The following is a 14,789-nucleotide window of genomic DNA, read 5'->3' as shown; positions in this document are numbered from 1 at the left end:
GGCGGAGAGGGCTGGCCGAGGACGGCACGAGCTTGCGCCGTCCCTGTGTGAGGGTCAGGACAGGCGGATGGCCGCCGAGTGCGCCAGCGCGGTCAGGGCAGCGGCGGCGTGCGCTGGTACGTCCAGCTCGTGCAGGGCGCCGAGGGCTTCCTCGACCCGAGCGGTGATCATGTCCTCGACGCGGTCGGGTGCCCTCAGCCGACTCATCACCTCCCGTACCGCGTGCAGGCCTTCCCCGTCCGGGTCGCGTCGGCCCAGGAGTGCACGGAGCTGCTCCCGGTCGTCGTCGCCGGCGGTGCGCCAGGTCTCTGCCAGCAGGGCCGTGGGCCGGTGGCCGCGTACGTCGTCGGCGTTGGCCTTGCCGGTGCGTTCCGGACTTCCGAACAGGCCAAGGAGGTCGTCCCGCAGCTGGAACGCCTCGCCCACCGGGAGTCCGTAGGCGGAGTAGCCCTCGCGCAGCCGCCCGTCCGCTCCGGCGAGGGCGCCGCCGATCAGCAGGGGCTGCTCGACGGTGTACTTGGCGGTCTTGTACCGGATCACCTTCAGCGACGCCGTGGTGTCCGGCTCGGCTCCGGTACTCAGGATCTCCAGGCACTCGCCCGCGATCAGCTCCCGGGCCAGCAGCGACCACAACGGGCGGGCCCGGGCCACATACGCGGCGGGCAGACCGCTGGTGGCGAACAACTGCCCGGCCAAGCCCATCAGCAGATCCCCCACCAGCATCGCCAGCGACCTGGCGGCGGCGACGGCACGCGGGCGACGGCGTACGGCACCGCGCAGAGCGATGTGCGCGGTGGGCCGTCCGTGCCGTAACGGGCTGTCGTCGATGAGGTCGTCGTGCACGACCGCGGCGGCATGCACCAGCTCCATGGAGGCCGCCGCCCGTACCAGCGCGTCGCTGTCGGGCTGTCCCGCCGCGCGCCAGCCCCAGTAACAGAACGCCGCCCGCATCCGTTTGCCGTCCGCGACCGCGGCCTCCAGCTGCTCGGCCACCGGGCCCAGGGCCGGGTCGATCGCAGTGAACTGCTCGGCCTCGTGGGCGACGAACGGGTGCAGTACCTCGTCGATACGGGTCTTGAACGCGGCCGACTCCCACCGGTCAGACGTCATCGGCGACCTGCCGAGCCAGGGCGTGCCGGGCAAGGATCTCCAGGTGGGCCGGGGGTACACCCGCGTACCGGTCCAGCACCAGCCGCCCACGCGCCATCAGATCATGCTCGGCCTCCCCCGCCAGCTCCGCGGCATCCGCGCGACGCAGCAGCCCCCGCATCGCCCCCAGGGCTGAACCCACCGTACTCACCGCCAGATCGGCCAGCCCAGCCACCAGCAAGACCGCCCGCGCGTCCAGGCCCCTGCGTCGTTCCGCTTGCTGCGTCATGCCACTCCCCACCCACAGCACTTCCGGGCGGCGCCGGTCACACGCCATTGTTCCCAGCATCGCAACACACCGGGCACGGGAGAGGAGGAAGTCACGATCGAGTGATCACATCGCTTGACCGTACGGATAGCGGCCTCTTCAGTCCCGCACCGGCGTTTCCGTTCCACTCAAGCTTCGATGGCACAAACTTGCGGTCATCAACCTTTTCGCGCGCACGCGTCGCAGCGCCCCTGCGAGGGTTTCGATCCGCTGTGTGAGCGTCCTTGCGCATGGGTCCGGGCACTGGGCCAGGATGCTGTGCACCTTCTCGGGGTTTCCCAGGTCCAGAATGAATTGCCTCACGAGGTCCTCAGCGATCCATCCCGCCTTGTCTGCAGGTCTTTCTGGCGCGACCCGGCTTAGTGGAGTGTCATACGCCCGCGGCTGCCACTCAGGGACGCAGATCAGCTTGAGTGGCAGGCTGTCGTCTCCGTCGCGGCTGACATAGGTAAAGGTGTCGTCCCCGAGCCACGGCCCGAACAGGGTGCACAGTGCCCAGATGAGCAGGCGAGCGTGGTCGGTGCTCAGTAGGTATTGGTCAAAGGAGAGGCGGTGGTCTGGTGTCCTGATCAGCTGAGCCGCTGCCGCCTCCAGCACACGCTGAATGTGTACAACCGCCGCACGGTAGTGAGGTTCTTCGTCAATGAACCGCTGGCGTATGGCGCGAGAGGAAAGCCTTGGCAACCTGCCAGTCGAGTCCTGGGGCACGCCAGTCCAGTCCGGTAGGTCCGGATGCAGCATGATGGACCCGTGCGCGGTGAGAACATCGGCACTGCCGAGCAGAGCGTGCACGACCATGCTCGCCCGGCCTGCAGGGTCAACGGCCGGAATCCGGGCGAGGACCGCAACCTCGCGGCTGCCGGGAATGACGCACCGGACGAGGCTGGGTTGTTGGCCGGGGTGCAGCACTGGCCTCAGCAGGCCATCCAGCTTCTGCAGCACGCGTTCGGCATTCCGTGCGCTACAGGAGTAAGCAACCGGAGCCATACCCACCCGGCCTGCCCGGCCGCGGGCGCCTTCCCACCGAAAGAGAACCTGGTCAAGAAGGCCGTCAGTTGGCAGCAGACGTGCTCTGGGCCCCTCAACGCGTGCAGACTCCCCGATCCTCGCGAGCGTGTCGCCGGGGTTGCTGCTGGGCTGCGTCACATCATCAGAGGCCAGGTCCCGCCCGGCTAATCCAGCCATCTGAGTCGCGGCCCGAGACAGCGCGGCTCCTGCCCGGGCAATCGGGCTGGCGCAGGCAGGCCGCACCGCAGGTAGATTTCCGGTCTGCACCGCCGGCTGCTCGTCGGCCCCAAAAGAGTTTCGGAGAGCACGTGCCACCGAGGTCTCACCCACTCCAGGTGGATTCCCGGTCTGCTTCGCTGGCTGTTCGCCAGCCTTCAGAGGAGCTTGGAGAGCACGTGCCAAGGTGTCGTCCTTGGCGGGGAGCACAGGAGCCGCAGGCTGGTTCATGGCAGCCTCCCGCTCGGCACGCTCGAGGGCTTGCTCGGCGGTCTGGAGTGTGTGTGCTGCCGTCGCTTCAGCCTCGATGCGTGCCCGCTTGATTTCCTCGTCGAGCCGCTCGCGGGCCTGTTGCGACTCCTGCACCGCTTCAGCTCTTAACAGGTCTGCCCGCGCCTGGGCCTGCTGCAGCACGGCCTGTGCCTTCAGAACCAAGCAGACGGCCAGACGCGCATCCCGGCGGTGCTGACGGGCTTCTTCGCCAAGCTTCACCCCGAGCACCTGCTGTGCTTGCCTCGCATCCTCGAGGGCACGCTCCCGGTCCTCAGCCTCAGCGAGCGAGCGCTCCCGGCGCCGCTGAAGGTCCAGGATGGCGGCCTGATGTATGTCCTCCGCCTCGATGACGGCACGCAACTGCCCCTCGCGGGTGGCCCATTCAGCTCTCTCATCGGCCTCGCGCAGGAGCCGACGGGCGTGTGCCCGTGCCTGCTGCTCGATCCGGCGTGCGTCACGGAGGGCACGGGCCCTGACGCGATCGGCTTCGTCTCGGGCGCGCTGACGCTGTCGGGCGGCTTCGTCCGCGAGCGTGATCTGCAGGTGTGCGTGAGTGACACGCTCGTCGTGAGCGGCTTGTGCGGCCGCGGCGCGCAGCATGTCTCCCGCTTGCCGGCTGGCCTGCTCGATCATGCGCTCGGCTTCTGTCCGCGCTTGTGTGAGGACGTTGTCGGCTTCCCGTCGCCTCTGCGCCTGTTGTTGGCCGGCCATCGCCTTTCGCTGCCGGTCGGCCTTGCCCTTTGCCCGTGCGAGCTTCTGCCATCGCCCTTCCCAGTGCTTCCACTCGGTCGGGTAGTCGAGGCCCGGCATCGTTTTGACCAGCTGGCGGATCAGGTCGGCCAGGAAGTCATACGCTGGCGCTTTCTTGCCGTTCAGGACGTCGGACAGTGTCGCCGGGTGAAGGCTGCGGCCTTGAGACTTTGCGCTCTCGATCAGGGCGGCCTGCTTCGGCTGACCGCACCGGATCCGGAACTCACGCAGCTCCTCGGCAAAGGCCCGCAGGACCTCCTCGTACGCGGTGACGGCATCCGGCACACCGACGGCCTGCAGTTTCTCCTGCGGCACTCCCCCACCCCCGGCCCCCGCGCGCAACTCTGCGGCGAAGCCCAGCGATGCGCCATGAAGAAATCTGAAGAAACCACCCCATCAGAGTTCTTCACCCCACACACCATGATCACTACTTTCCGCTCCGAAGATTCAGGGGCATACGAGTTCACCCCCAATTCCTGGAAGCCCCACCCACCGCCGCAGTGCCATGGAAGCCGAGCACCCCACGGACCATCCCAGCCGGGGGACAGACAGGAAGGACGGACATGAGCGAGCCGAACCCCACCACCGAAGCCACCCAGGCCACCACACCGTCATGGCAACTCCACCTCGGCCGCAACGGGCTGCGCCTCCACGCCGGACGGCACCTGACGCTGGATGTGTCAATGCCGCTGCTCGCCTGGATCGCCAGCTTCAGCGGCCTCCTCACCACCGCCGGCCACTGGCTCCACCTGCTCCCCTAACCAAACAGCGCCGCGCCAACAGCCAGCCCCTCACACGCATCAGCCCCGGCACAGATGCCGGGGCCGAGCAACCCGATGCGGTCACGAAGGGCAGCCGCTTGCGCGGCGATGCGCTCCGCAGGGCTTCATCCGAACGATCGTCCCGTAGGCAGGTGAGCATGAGATCCCTCTCCCCTCCACAACACGACCATGAGCCCAACCACGGCAGGTCGGCACGGGTGCGAGGCAGCCGAGCGCGCGATCGGCGCGAAGGCCGGCGTCAGCATCCGGGTCCCGGCCTTCGAGTCCCGGACGGGGAGACGCGGAGGCCGACACCGTGCTGGACGTCAGACATCCTGATCCGGTTCGGCTTCGCGCAGGGCGCGCGCCGCACGGTCGCAGGCGCGGGCCAGCTGCTCGCGGAAGGGATAGATCCGCGTGGACCCTGCGCGGGTACGCAGAGCGGCCAGAGCTTCCACCCACTCAACGGCGTCCGTGGGCAGGGTGCACGGCTCGCCGCTCAGCCGTACCGCCGGGCGGGGCGCGGTCGGGACCGGGACCATCCGCACGACGGTACGCTCCACCACTTCCCGGACGGGAGGCGGTGAGCAGCGGTGGACATATCCCGACTCCCCGGTCCCGAGGCCAACCTGTGGACCTGGCAGCTACTCGCCGCCTGCCGCGAGGTCGAGGACACACTCTTCTTCCACCCCGAGGGCGAACGCGGCGCGGGCCGCGGCGCACGGGAGACGGCGGCCAAGGAGGTGTGCATACGCTGCCCGGTGCGCGCGGAATGCGCCGCGCACGCACTCGCGGTCCGCGAGCCCTACGGAGTGTGGGGCGGACTCACCGAGGGCGAGCGCGAGTCGATGCTGGGGCGCCGCCGCAGCCGGGCGAACAGCCGCGTGTCATGCCGACCGGCAACCAGCCAGCAGGCAGCCGGTGACCAGGTCTGGACTGATCCGGATGACGTGGTCCGTCTCGCCAACGCCCATGGGCGGGCCGCTGATGGTCAGTGCCTGCCCCCCACATGCGCGGGGATGGTCCCATCTTGATCTTGTCCACCTCGATTTCGAAGAGGCGCTCCCCCGCGGACGCGGAGAGGTCTCGACCCGGAGAAGGGAATCCTCCGCGGTGACTGAGGCGCCGAGCAGGGCCCAAGAACCCCGACCCGCTCGGCTGGCCGCGGCCCAGTCTCTTGACGTGGGCCCTCGTGCGACTCGCCGACCGAACGAAGCCCTGAAGAACGCCACCCTCAACTCGTCACGGCCGTCGGACGCATTCGATGACTTCCAGGACGAGCCGACACCCCACCGGCAAAGCTCGCCTGCCTGAACGGCGCCAGCTACCCCGCCGGCCACAAGCAGGCGGCTGCCGCGTTCGCGGCGGTGATCACCCTGGCGGCCGCCGTAACGGCCGCGCTGGCCGCAGTCCGCGACTCACTTGTACACCTCGATCTTGTTGCTGTTGATGTCACTCAGCACGCCGATGATGCTGCTGTAGCGCGACGAGGTGCTGGGATTCACCGGCAGTAGCAAAGTGTTCTGGGCGTAGATCACCGCGTCGCGCACGGTGCTCAGCCCCAGGGATTGGGCCGTGTTCGACATGATGGCCGTGGCGGCGTTGATGCGCCGACTGGCCAGGTTGAAGTACGTGCCCAGAAGCTGCTTGCTCAGAACGCTCTTCGGCTCATTGCTGTCAGTGAATGCCGCTGTGACCTCGGCAGCCGACACGGCTCCGTCCTGGTTGGCGTCGTAGCGCTGGTCAGTGGCCTGTAGACGCGCCAGGAACTCAGCCGTCCACAGTTCCGAGTGGTTCTTCCAGAAACCCTGGGACAGCGGGTCACGCGTGGGCGGAACGACCGTCATGGTGGTGCTGGCCGAGGCGGTGACCGGGGCGAAGGCGCACGCTGCGCCGTCGTTCTTGTAGCTGACGGACACAGTGTCCGTGTATGCCGTGCCCGCCAGTGCCAGAAGCGTGGGCCGCGCCGTGAAGACGATCTTTTGGTTGCCGGACCGGCCCGACAGGGCGCCCACCTTCCAGACGAGCGTCCGGGTGCCGTCGTCATTGACGGTCACCGAGTTCGGCCGCGGGCCGGTGCCGAGATCGAGCGACGGGCTGTAGTAGAGGTCTGCCGGCAGCGTGTCGGTGATGGTGACGTCGGATGCGCCGCCACTGCCGGTGTTCGCGTAGGTGATGGTGTAGGTGATGGCCTCCCCGGCATTGACCGTGGTCGTCGCCGCCTTGTCCACCGTCAGCACCGGGGCGTGCACCGTGGTTGTGGCCTGCGCGGTGTTGTCGTCCGTATATGGATCGGGCACGCCATCGGTGTCCGTCCCGGTGACCGCGACACGGTTGGTGAGCACCGTGCCGTCCGTCGTGGCGCATGGCACCTGATAGGTGAAGTCCGGCGTGAGGGTGGTGACGTCACCGTTGTTCAGATCGGGCAGCGAGCGCTGCTGTGTGGTGCCATCGGGCAGTGTATCGGTGACCTTAATGTCGGTGGCGGTACCGGGCCCGAGGTCGGTCACGGCGGTCGTGTAACGCACGGTGTCCCCGCCGACCGCGTCGGTTCGATCAGCCGACTTGGTGACCTTCAGATCGGCCTTTTGAGACATGGCCAGGACCATGTCCTCGGTCAGCTCCGCTGGCAGGTTCGGCCGGGCACCGTCGGCGAAGAACGTGGAGTTGAGGCGGGGGTTGTACTGGATGTGGGCCCAGTCGTCGAAACCGCCCAAGGTCTGCCCGGGACTGGTGAAGTTGCATCCTTTGCCTTTGTCACCGATGGCGATGTAGTTGATGTCGGCGGGGATATCGCCTTCCGTGTTGCCGTTGGCGCCGTTCCAATTGATGGGGCCGTTCGTGGCGGGTGCGACCGTGATCTTGCTGCCGATCCCGTACACGGTGTTGCGGGCGGCAGGTGTCCCGTACACCCCGTTGTTCTCGTTGAGGTGGGCCTCGTTAAGTTGCGTAGCGGGTGTGGTGCCGAGGGCGGTACCTCTGGCCGCGCTGGTGTAGTCCAGGGGCCTTGAGGGGTCGTTGTCCGCGAACTGGAGCGTGTAGTTCATCACGCTGAGGTAGTTCGGCTTGCAGTTGACGATGTCGTCGCCACCGTGACCCAGGCTCAGCGTGTGTCCGAGCTCGTGCATGAAGGTGGCGGCTTCGGCGTTCTTGTGTCCCCCGGCATCGCTGATCGCCGTAGAGTCCCAGGAGCCAAGCGTCACGATGAAGTCGTTGCCGCCCTGAGGACCGACAGGAGTCCACTCCGAATCGCCCGAAGAGCCAGGCGCCTCGGCGTAACTGTCGCCGAAGATCATGTAGCGGTAGACCTGACGCTTGGCGTTCAGAATGTTCACACAGTTCGCACTGGACCGGTCGGCCACAGTGCCGAAGAATCCCGAGCAGGCGCCAGGTGCCTGAACGACTGGATTTCCGTTCTTGAGGTCGTTGAAGTCGTCCTGCGTGCCTGGGCCGGGCGTCTCGAAGAGGATGCCGGGCACATTCGGTACGGCTTCGTCTTCCACCGCGTGAAGGTTGATGCCTAGATATTTGGTTTTCGACGGATCGGACGGGTCGGGATACGGATCCACCGGTGCATTGGCGAACGCCTGAACGACGTCGGCAAGGGCTCCCGTCTGCGGTCTGTCCGCAGCCATGTAATCCGCTTCGACGAACAAGTCCTTGCGGTACGGGAGGGCACCGTTCGACTCGTCACCCAGGGGAAGGTCAACGGTGCCGTCATGGTCGTAGTCAAGACCCTGGCCAGGGGTCTCCCAGCCATTCATGATGCCGTCGCCATCGCTGTCCGCGCTGTTGGCTCGACTGATGCAGGAGGGGGTGGTGATGGTGAAGTACCCCCGGGCCGAGTCCTCGCCACTGGTCTCGCTCTCACCCGCCAGGGTCGGAATGTTCGCCCCCTGTCGAGTGGTCAGTCCACCACCGCTGAATGTGCAGTTGTCCAGGTCGAACTTCAGATCCAGGTAATCCCCGGTCCTGACCCAGTGAATGACGTCGTCGGCGCTCAGATCGTCCTGGTCCCACAACTCCATGTGAATGTCGACAGGGTTGTGGGTGGTGTCCACGGTCGCCTGACGGACCCAGTTGGTCCTGAAGTCGGCTCCGTGGGCGCAGCAGTAATCGCTCTTGCCGTCGAACAGCCCCTGGTGGTCCGCGTACATATTGATATGCAGAGGCAGGTACGAGCTCACGTACACACTCGATCGGGTTGATCTTGGGCGTGTCGTACGCGTGTCGTGAGTAGGGCCTTCGGGTGCGGGACAGCCATCGGGCGAGGTGAGAGGAGGCGAAGGGTGTCCCGTCTCGATGATCCTGCACTCGGAGCGTTGGATGGATCTGCGCCGGTTCCGCGCCCTGCATGAGGCAGGGATGAGCATCTCCGCCATCGCCCGGGAGACTGGGCTGAACTGGCGGACTGTCAAGAAGTATGTCGAGGCTCCACCGCCGGTGGTGCCGCCGAAAGGGCCGCCCCGCAAGGGCTGCAACCCGCAGGTGATCGAGCCGTTCAAACCGGTCATCGACGCCTGGCTGCGGGCCGACATCACGCTGAAGGGCACGGTGATCCACGAGCGGCTCGTCGCCCAGTACGGGTTCACCGGCAACTACCAGCGGGTGAAGATCTATCTGCAGCAGGCCCGGCCGCAGGTGATGGCCGAGCTGGGCATCGGCCCGGACGAACTCGACGGCCTGCACCGCCGGTTCGAGGTGATCCCCGGCGCCCAGGCCCAGGTCGACTGGGGCGACGAGGGCGGCGTCCTCGCGCACGTCGGGATCAAGAAGGTGTACTCCTTCCACATGGTCCTGTCCTACTCACGGGACCCGTTTTGCTGTTTCACCACGTCGATGGATCTGGCGACGTTCTGGGACTGTCACCGTCGGGCGTTTGCCCACTTCGGAGGGGTCCCCAAGGTGATCGTCTACGACCGGACCAAGACCGTCGTGCGCCGGCACGTCGCCCCGGGCGAGGCGGTCCCGCTGCACCCGGAAGCCGTCGCGTTCGCCGGGCACTACAACTTCGACATCGACGTGCTGGCCGCCTACCGGCCCACCGGAAAAGGCCGGGTCGAGCGGCAGGTGACCATCGTCCGTGATCACGTGCTGGCGGGCCGGTCGTTCAACTCGGTGGTGGAGATGGATGCCGCCTTCGTCGACTGGGTGCCGCTGCGGCGGGCCCGCACCCATCGCACGCACCATGAAGTGATCGGCCTGCGGGCCGAACGCGACCATGCCGCCCTGCGTCCCCTTCCGCCCCGGCCCTACCTGGTCACCGACCGACACCTGCGGCACGTCGGCAAGGACTGCCTGGTCGCGTTCGAGGCCAGTCTCTACTCGGTGCCCGCCCGTCGCGTCCGCCCCCGACAGCTGGTCGAGGTCCGTGCCGGCGGCGACAGCATCTCCCTGCACCTGCTGGCCCCGGACCTGACAGGGTCGACCTTGCTGGCCGTTCATCCCCGGTCGCACACCCGCGGCGCCTGGGTCGTCGACGACGCCCACTGGGACGGCCTGCCCGACGGATCCGGCCGCCGCACCACCACACACGTCCCCGCACCGGCTCGCCGGTCCGCGTCGGCGGCAGCGTCGGACAGTCCGCTCCAAGAACTGATCAAACAGTCACCAGCTGCCCAAGTCACCGTCGGGAAAAGGCCGTTGTCGTTCTACGACGACATCGCCGGCACCGGGCCCAAGCTCCGTCCCCGTATCGTTTCGGACTCGAAGGACACCGCGTGAGCGAACTGGTCACTGCCCGACTGCGATCCACCGCCGCCAAGCTCGGCCTGCCCCACACGGCGGCCAGTCTCGACCACCTGATCCAGCGCGCGGACGCCGGCAAAATGGGCTACCTCGACTTCCTCGACCTGGCCCTGTCCGAAGAACTGGCCGTCCGGGACGACCGCCGCTTCCACACCGGCCTGCGACTGTCCCGGCTGCCGCACCACAAGACGCTGGATGATTACGACTTCTCGTTCCAGCCGGAACTCGACCCCCGCAAGATCCGCGACCTGGCCACCTTGGCCTTCGTCGAAACCAGGACCAACGTCGCCCTGCTGGGACCGCCTGGGGTCGGGAAGACCCACATCGCGGTGGGCCTGGCCGTCGCAGCCTGCCGGGCCGGGTTCACCATCTACTTCACCAGCCTCGACGACATGGTCCGGTAGCTCAAAGAGGCCGACCGGATCGGCCGGCTGCCCGCCAGGATGCGGCAGTATCAGCGGCCTGACGTTCTCGTGGTCGACGAGGTGGGCTATCTCCCCCTCGACCGGGACGAGGCCAACCTCGTCTTCCAGCTGATCTCGAAGCGATACGAGAAGGGCTCGATCATCCTCACCTCGAACAAGACCTTCGGAGAGTGGGGACAGGTGTTCGGAGACGAGGTCCTCGCCACCGCCATCCTCGACCGTCTCCTGCACCACTGCGAGGTCGTCGCCACCAACGGAACGCAGACGGTCTTGGCTGGACGGTGCTGGGCGGAGGGGCCGGGGATCGGATGGCGTGGGCTGGTGTGGTGGTTCGTTGAGTGGGATCCGTAGGTGGATCTTGACGTGCCAGCCGGTGACTTCGATCTCTTCGATGACCAGGCGGAGGAGGGCTTGTTGCCGGTCGAAGTCGAGGGCGTCGATGCCGGCGCGGGCCCTCCTGGTGAAGTCGGTGATCCTGTCGCGGAGTTGGCCTGCCTGGGCAAGTTCGTGGCGCCGGGCGGCGAGTGCGTCGCGCCGCTGGGTGAGGTCGCGGCGCCGGTGGTCGATTGCCGTGGCACGTCGCTGCAGGTCAGGTAGATCGATCAGATCGGCCTGGTAGAGATCCGCCAGGCGGCTCCGCTCGGCGTGAGCCGCGGCGATCTTGCGATCGAGGCCAGCCAGTTCCTTCGCCAGAAGTTCGTCGCTGGATGCCTTCTCGGCGGTGGCGTGCTGACCGGCGAGGAGGACATCAGGTCGCAGGAGGGCGTCGCGGACCTGGGCGATGACGAAGGCGTCCAGGACGTCGGCCCGGATATTGCGTTCGGTGCAGCGTCGGTCGCTGCCGCCGGCGCGGATCGGATCGTGGTTGCGGCAGTAGTAATAGCGGTGGAAGGCGCCGTTGCGGCCGCGCATCTTGTGGCAGTTGGTGCCCACGTGGCAGGAGCCGCATTTGACCAGGCCGCGTAGCATCCACTGGCCGGGCTCGGCCCGGCGCGGGCTCCACTTGCTGTTGTCGCGACTCACGTGGTCGACCGCGGTGAACATCTCCTCGCTGATCAGCGCGGGCACCGTGATAGGGATCCAGTCCTCGCGCGGCCGAGGGACCTGGCGGGGACGGTGTCCTGGTCGTGGGTCGGGGACCGAGGCGGTGCGGTTGAAGTAGACCCGGCCGACGTATGCCTCGTTGTGCAGGAGCCGGGCGATAGTGGAGCTGCCCCAGACTCCGTTGCCCTTCTTCGGGGTGGGGATGCGGTCGGCGGCAAGACCGCGGATGATCTCGCGCATCGACAGGTCACGCACCGTGTAGTCCTCGAAGATCCGGCGGACCACTGCAGCTTCGGGCTCGAAGACCTCCAGGTGGGCGGCCCGTTCGCCGTCGCGGGGAAGTCGCCGGTAGCCGTAGGGGGTGCGCCAGGAGATGACCTCGCCGGCGCGGGAGCGGAAGAGTTTGCCACGCCGGTAGCGTTCAGCAATCTTCGCTCGTTCGTACTCCGCAATCACGCCCTGGACCTGCGTCAGCAAGATCGCCTGCGGATCGTCGGTGATCGGCGGGGCGTCGGTGAAGCACACCTTGACCTGCAGGCGGGCCAGCTCGTCCAGGACGACGACCTGGTAGGCGTAGACGCGGGCGAGCCGGTCCGGCGACAGGCACCACACCCGCTCGAACAGCCCGGCCTCGGCTGCGTCCCGCAGTGCGTCCAGGCCCGGCCGGTCCAGGCGGGCTCCCGAGCAGCCGTCGTCGGTGAACTCGGCAACCAGCTCGTCGCCCTCGACGGCCACCCGCTCATGCAGCAGGGCCAGTTGGGAGCCGATAGTGCCGCGGGCCTGCTGGCTCTCGGTGGACACCCGCGCATAGAGCGCGGCCCTCACCGCACCCACCTCCATGCCGGATCGCGGCCGAGGTCAAGGCGGTCGGCGGCATCCAGCAGCACCGCGAACACGGCGGCAAGAGTGTCCAGTCGCGGGTCGTGGTGCGGTGTCCATGCAGGTCGGCGCGCTCCGGACAGTTCGGCCCGGAAGTCCGCCTCACCGGCCGGCCAAGAGACGAGGCCGGCCAGCCCGCAGCGGGCGAAGCGGGCTGCGGCCAGCGAGGACGGCATCCTGCCGTGCTCGAGAATGTGGCTTCGCAGCATTTCGTACTCGGCCTGCGACCTCTCACCCGGCAGCGGGAACCAGCCCTGCCCCGACGACGCGGTCACGGCCGTCGGATCCGTTCCACCGTGCGTCGGTGCAACAGCACGCCGAAGATCCGCTCCACCTCGCCGGCCAGCACCGCACCCGAGACGCCCGCCGGTGCCGCCCGGAGGAAGGTCACGATGTCCTCGGTGACCTTGAGCGGGCCGTGCCGTCCGGGCCTGCCGTCCAGCAGGCCCGTCATGCCCTCCCGCGTGAAGGACGTCTTGACCAGGTAGAACGCCGACCGTGAGTAGCCATGGTCCGCCGCCGCGGCGCTCGCGCTGCGGCCCTCGATCGCGTGGCTTCGGAGCATCTCGTACTTGACCTGGACCTTGTCCTGGGCCAGGAAGAACCCGCCCTCGCAGAACAGCGGCGCCCTCACGATCTCCGCGTTCGGGTGCAGCAGTCCGGAGGTTTCCAGGGCCTTCAATCTCGTCGCTTCGCTCATCGGCCCCGCCTCCTGTTTCGGACGGTAGAGCGGCCGCGGGCCCATGTCGACCGTTTCCCGCCGCATGGTTCGAATGCGCCGGAACTACCAACGGCGCACGCCCTGTTGACGGCTCCCCGTACCGAATATCGAGGTCGTGAAGCGGTCCAACCCGCTGAACACGGCGGCAACGGTCACTACACATCTGGGACCCTCTCCACGATGGGCCGTCGAAGACGTCGACGGTGGTCAGGACGCGAATACAGCCCCTCCACCGGCTCCTCGGATGTCAACGTGACCGTCAAGTACAGCTTTGCGTTCCGTTGGTGGACATCAACGGCAATAGCTACCGGCTCAAGAACAAGCTGTTCGCCATCGACGGCGGCGACGCAGCGACCGCCTGAACCTGCCGCTTCACCCCACATGGCCGGGGCGAGGGCTGACGCCCTCGCCCCGGCCACAACTTCGTACGTCACTCTGCATGTGAGGTTGTACTTCGCTCTGCACATGAGCTCGTACACCGACAGGCGCCCGGGTTCAGGGCTCGCTCACACTGCGGGACCCCGCACTCCCAGCTGTAAACGGGGTGGTCGCCAGGCAGATCGATCACGTCCGTGCGGAAAGCCGCGTCGAACGTCGGCGCGTTGAGCAGGGCGGTCAACAGCTCCAAACGGTCGCCGATGGTGCGGCTCGGGGCCGTGGAGGGGGACAGCACGGGCAGCAGCTGGCGGGCGGGAGCGGTCACTCCTCCTCACCCCAGACCGCCTTCAGGGCGGCAACGAACTCCGGCGAATGCTGATCCGGATGGCCATAGACCTCGTCGACCATCTTCATCGAGGCCCAGTTGCCGGCCTCCCTGGCCACCAGCGGATCGTTGCCCGACGCGTCGAGGATCTTCCCCATCGTGCTGTGCCGGAACTGGTGCGGCTTGATGCGGCCGGGTAGATCGGCCCGTTTCCCGGCCCGCCGCAGCATGCCGCGGGCCGCGTCGGCCGTCCACGGCTCGCCGATCCGTGAGCCCTGTAGCTGGATCAGCAGCATCCCGTGCCCTGTGGCGTACTTCGTGTACTCGGTGGTCATGTAGGTGAAGTAGGTGCTAATCATGGCCGGGCTCACTCGGTAGATCTCGCCGCCGGTGATCACACCGTCCTGCAACTGCCACTCGGGCTTCTTCTTGGCCGCCGCCCGGTTCGGGTTGGCCGGGCGGTGACACACGTGGACGTGCGGGCTCCTGCACTCGCCGCAGGCCGCGTTCTCCCGCAGGTGCAGGTCGACCAGGTGTAGCCCTGTCAGCCCGCCGATCCGCAGCGTCGTGTCGGACAGCCAGGTCACCACCATGGCATCTCGGGCCGTGTTGGCCTTATCCAGCAGCTGGGGCCTCGCCCCGTCGGGCAGCATCTTGGGGTGCCGACGGCGCGAACGCTCCGGTGGCGACAGCGGGTTGGCCGACACCGAGGTCACCACGTGCCCCAGCAGAGCCCGGTCTCGGTCCGGCTAAGACGTCATCTCATTTGGCTGGGTAAGCTGCCAGTCGTGGCGAGGATTGTTGAGCGGCTGGTGCCGGACGAGTTGTGGGAGCTGTTCCAGCG

Annotated in this window: 11 protein-coding genes and 2 pseudogenes; 4 read left to right on the top strand and 9 right to left on the bottom strand. The window is 67.5% G+C overall.

Annotated features, from left to right (window positions below):
* Positions 1-54: 54 nt before the first annotated feature.
* The 3 genes from ACZ4EG_RS45015 to ACZ4EG_RS45005 all read right to left on the bottom strand — a co-directional run bounded on the left by ACZ4EG_RS45015 (position 55) and on the right by ACZ4EG_RS45005 (position 3,979).
* The gene (locus tag ACZ4EG_RS45015; protein ID WP_467794839.1) at positions 55-1,110 is read right to left on the bottom strand and encodes a polyprenyl synthetase family protein; all 1,056 of its coding nucleotides are present in this window, start codon (positions 1,108-1,110) and stop codon (positions 55-57) included.
* On the bottom strand, positions 1,100-1,378 hold the full coding sequence (locus ACZ4EG_RS45010) for a polyprenyl synthetase (protein ID WP_467794838.1): 279 nt from the start codon (positions 1,376-1,378) through the stop codon (positions 1,100-1,102). Before ACZ4EG_RS45010 ends, ACZ4EG_RS45015 begins: the two co-directional genes overlap by 11 nt.
* A gap of 138 nt (positions 1,379-1,516) precedes the next feature.
* Positions 1,517-3,979, bottom strand: coding sequence for a coiled-coil domain-containing protein (locus ACZ4EG_RS45005; protein WP_467794837.1), 2,463 nt, complete (start codon positions 3,977-3,979; stop codon positions 1,517-1,519).
* 248 nt (positions 3,980-4,227) lie between these two features.
* Here ACZ4EG_RS45005 and ACZ4EG_RS45000 point away from each other — a divergent pair, with 248 nt between their 5' ends.
* Entirely contained in the window at positions 4,228-4,425 is a 198-nt protein-coding gene (locus ACZ4EG_RS45000) for a hypothetical protein (RefSeq protein ID WP_453561515.1), read from the top strand.
* 326 nt (positions 4,426-4,751) lie between these two features.
* Here ACZ4EG_RS45000 and ACZ4EG_RS44995 read toward each other — a convergent pair whose 3' ends face one another.
* Positions 4,752-4,991, bottom strand: coding sequence for a hypothetical protein (locus ACZ4EG_RS44995; RefSeq protein WP_467794836.1), 240 nt, complete (start codon positions 4,989-4,991; stop codon positions 4,752-4,754).
* A gap of 27 nt (positions 4,992-5,018) precedes the next feature.
* Here ACZ4EG_RS44995 and ACZ4EG_RS44990 point away from each other — a divergent pair, with 27 nt between their 5' ends.
* Positions 5,019-5,459, top strand: a complete 441-nt coding sequence (locus tag ACZ4EG_RS44990; RefSeq protein ID WP_467794835.1) for a WhiB family transcriptional regulator — start codon at positions 5,019-5,021, stop codon at positions 5,457-5,459.
* Positions 5,460-5,843: 384 nt separating this feature from the next.
* Here the strand turns inward: ACZ4EG_RS44990 and ACZ4EG_RS44985 are convergent, their stop codons facing one another.
* Positions 5,844-8,612 carry a hypothetical protein gene (locus tag ACZ4EG_RS44985; RefSeq protein ID WP_467794834.1) on the bottom strand — a complete coding sequence of 923 codons (2,769 nt, stop codon included), beginning with the start codon at positions 8,610-8,612 and terminating at the stop codon, positions 5,844-5,846.
* 115 nt (positions 8,613-8,727) lie between these two features.
* On the opposite strand from ACZ4EG_RS44985, the gene istA reads away from it, so the two are divergent.
* Positions 8,728-10,149 (top strand): IS21 family transposase, encoded by a 1,422-nt coding sequence (gene istA, locus ACZ4EG_RS44980; protein WP_467794833.1) that lies wholly within the window; start codon positions 8,728-8,730, stop codon positions 10,147-10,149.
* Positions 10,146-10,949, top strand: a pseudogene (gene istB, locus ACZ4EG_RS44975) (IS21-like element helper ATPase IstB). Before istA ends, istB begins: the two are co-directional and overlap by 4 nt.
* A gap of 429 nt (positions 10,950-11,378) precedes the next feature.
* Here istB and ACZ4EG_RS44970 read toward each other — a convergent pair.
* From ACZ4EG_RS44970 to ACZ4EG_RS44955, 4 genes and pseudogenes are all read right to left on the bottom strand, one after another.
* Positions 11,379-12,482, bottom strand: a pseudogene (locus ACZ4EG_RS44970) (recombinase family protein); the annotation flags it as partial.
* Positions 12,464-12,796: a hypothetical protein gene (locus tag ACZ4EG_RS44965; protein WP_467794832.1), complete on the bottom strand. Its 333-nt coding sequence runs from the start codon at positions 12,794-12,796 to the stop codon at positions 12,464-12,466. The pseudogene ACZ4EG_RS44970 and the gene ACZ4EG_RS44965, both read right to left, overlap by 19 nt.
* Entirely contained in the window at positions 12,793-13,221 is a 429-nt protein-coding gene (locus ACZ4EG_RS44960) for a hypothetical protein (RefSeq protein WP_467794831.1), read from the bottom strand. Before ACZ4EG_RS44960 ends, ACZ4EG_RS44965 begins: the two co-directional genes overlap by 4 nt.
* A 720-nt stretch (positions 13,222-13,941) precedes the next feature.
* Positions 13,942-14,598 (bottom strand): tyrosine-type recombinase/integrase, encoded by a 657-nt coding sequence (locus ACZ4EG_RS44955; RefSeq protein ID WP_467794830.1) that lies wholly within the window; start codon positions 14,596-14,598, stop codon positions 13,942-13,944.
* Positions 14,599-14,789: the final 191 nt, after the last annotated feature.

The organism is Streptomyces sp. NPDC025638, assembly GCF_055558775.1.
The sequence above is the reverse complement of the archived record's forward strand: the minus strand, read 5'-3'. Positions and strand labels throughout refer to the sequence as shown.

Excerpts from the sequence above, each read along its gene's own strand:
- ACZ4EG_RS45015 (WP_467794839.1), bottom strand. The coding sequence starts at position 1,110 with ATGACGTCTGACCGGTGGGAGTCGGCCGCGTTCAAGACCCGTATCGAC.
- ACZ4EG_RS45010 (WP_467794838.1), bottom strand. The coding sequence starts at position 1,378 with ATGACGCAGCAAGCGGAACGACGCAGGGGCCTGGACGCGCGGGCGGTC.
- ACZ4EG_RS45000 (WP_453561515.1), top strand. The coding sequence starts at position 4,228 with ATGAGCGAGCCGAACCCCACCACCGAAGCCACCCAGGCCACCACACCG.
- istA (WP_467794833.1), top strand. The coding sequence starts at position 8,728 with ATGATCCTGCACTCGGAGCGTTGGATGGATCTGCGCCGGTTCCGCGCC.
- ACZ4EG_RS44960 (WP_467794831.1), bottom strand. The coding sequence starts at position 13,221 with ATGAGCGAAGCGACGAGATTGAAGGCCCTGGAAACCTCCGGACTGCTG.
- ACZ4EG_RS44955 (WP_467794830.1), bottom strand. The coding sequence starts at position 14,598 with ATGCTGCCCGACGGGGCGAGGCCCCAGCTGCTGGATAAGGCCAACACG.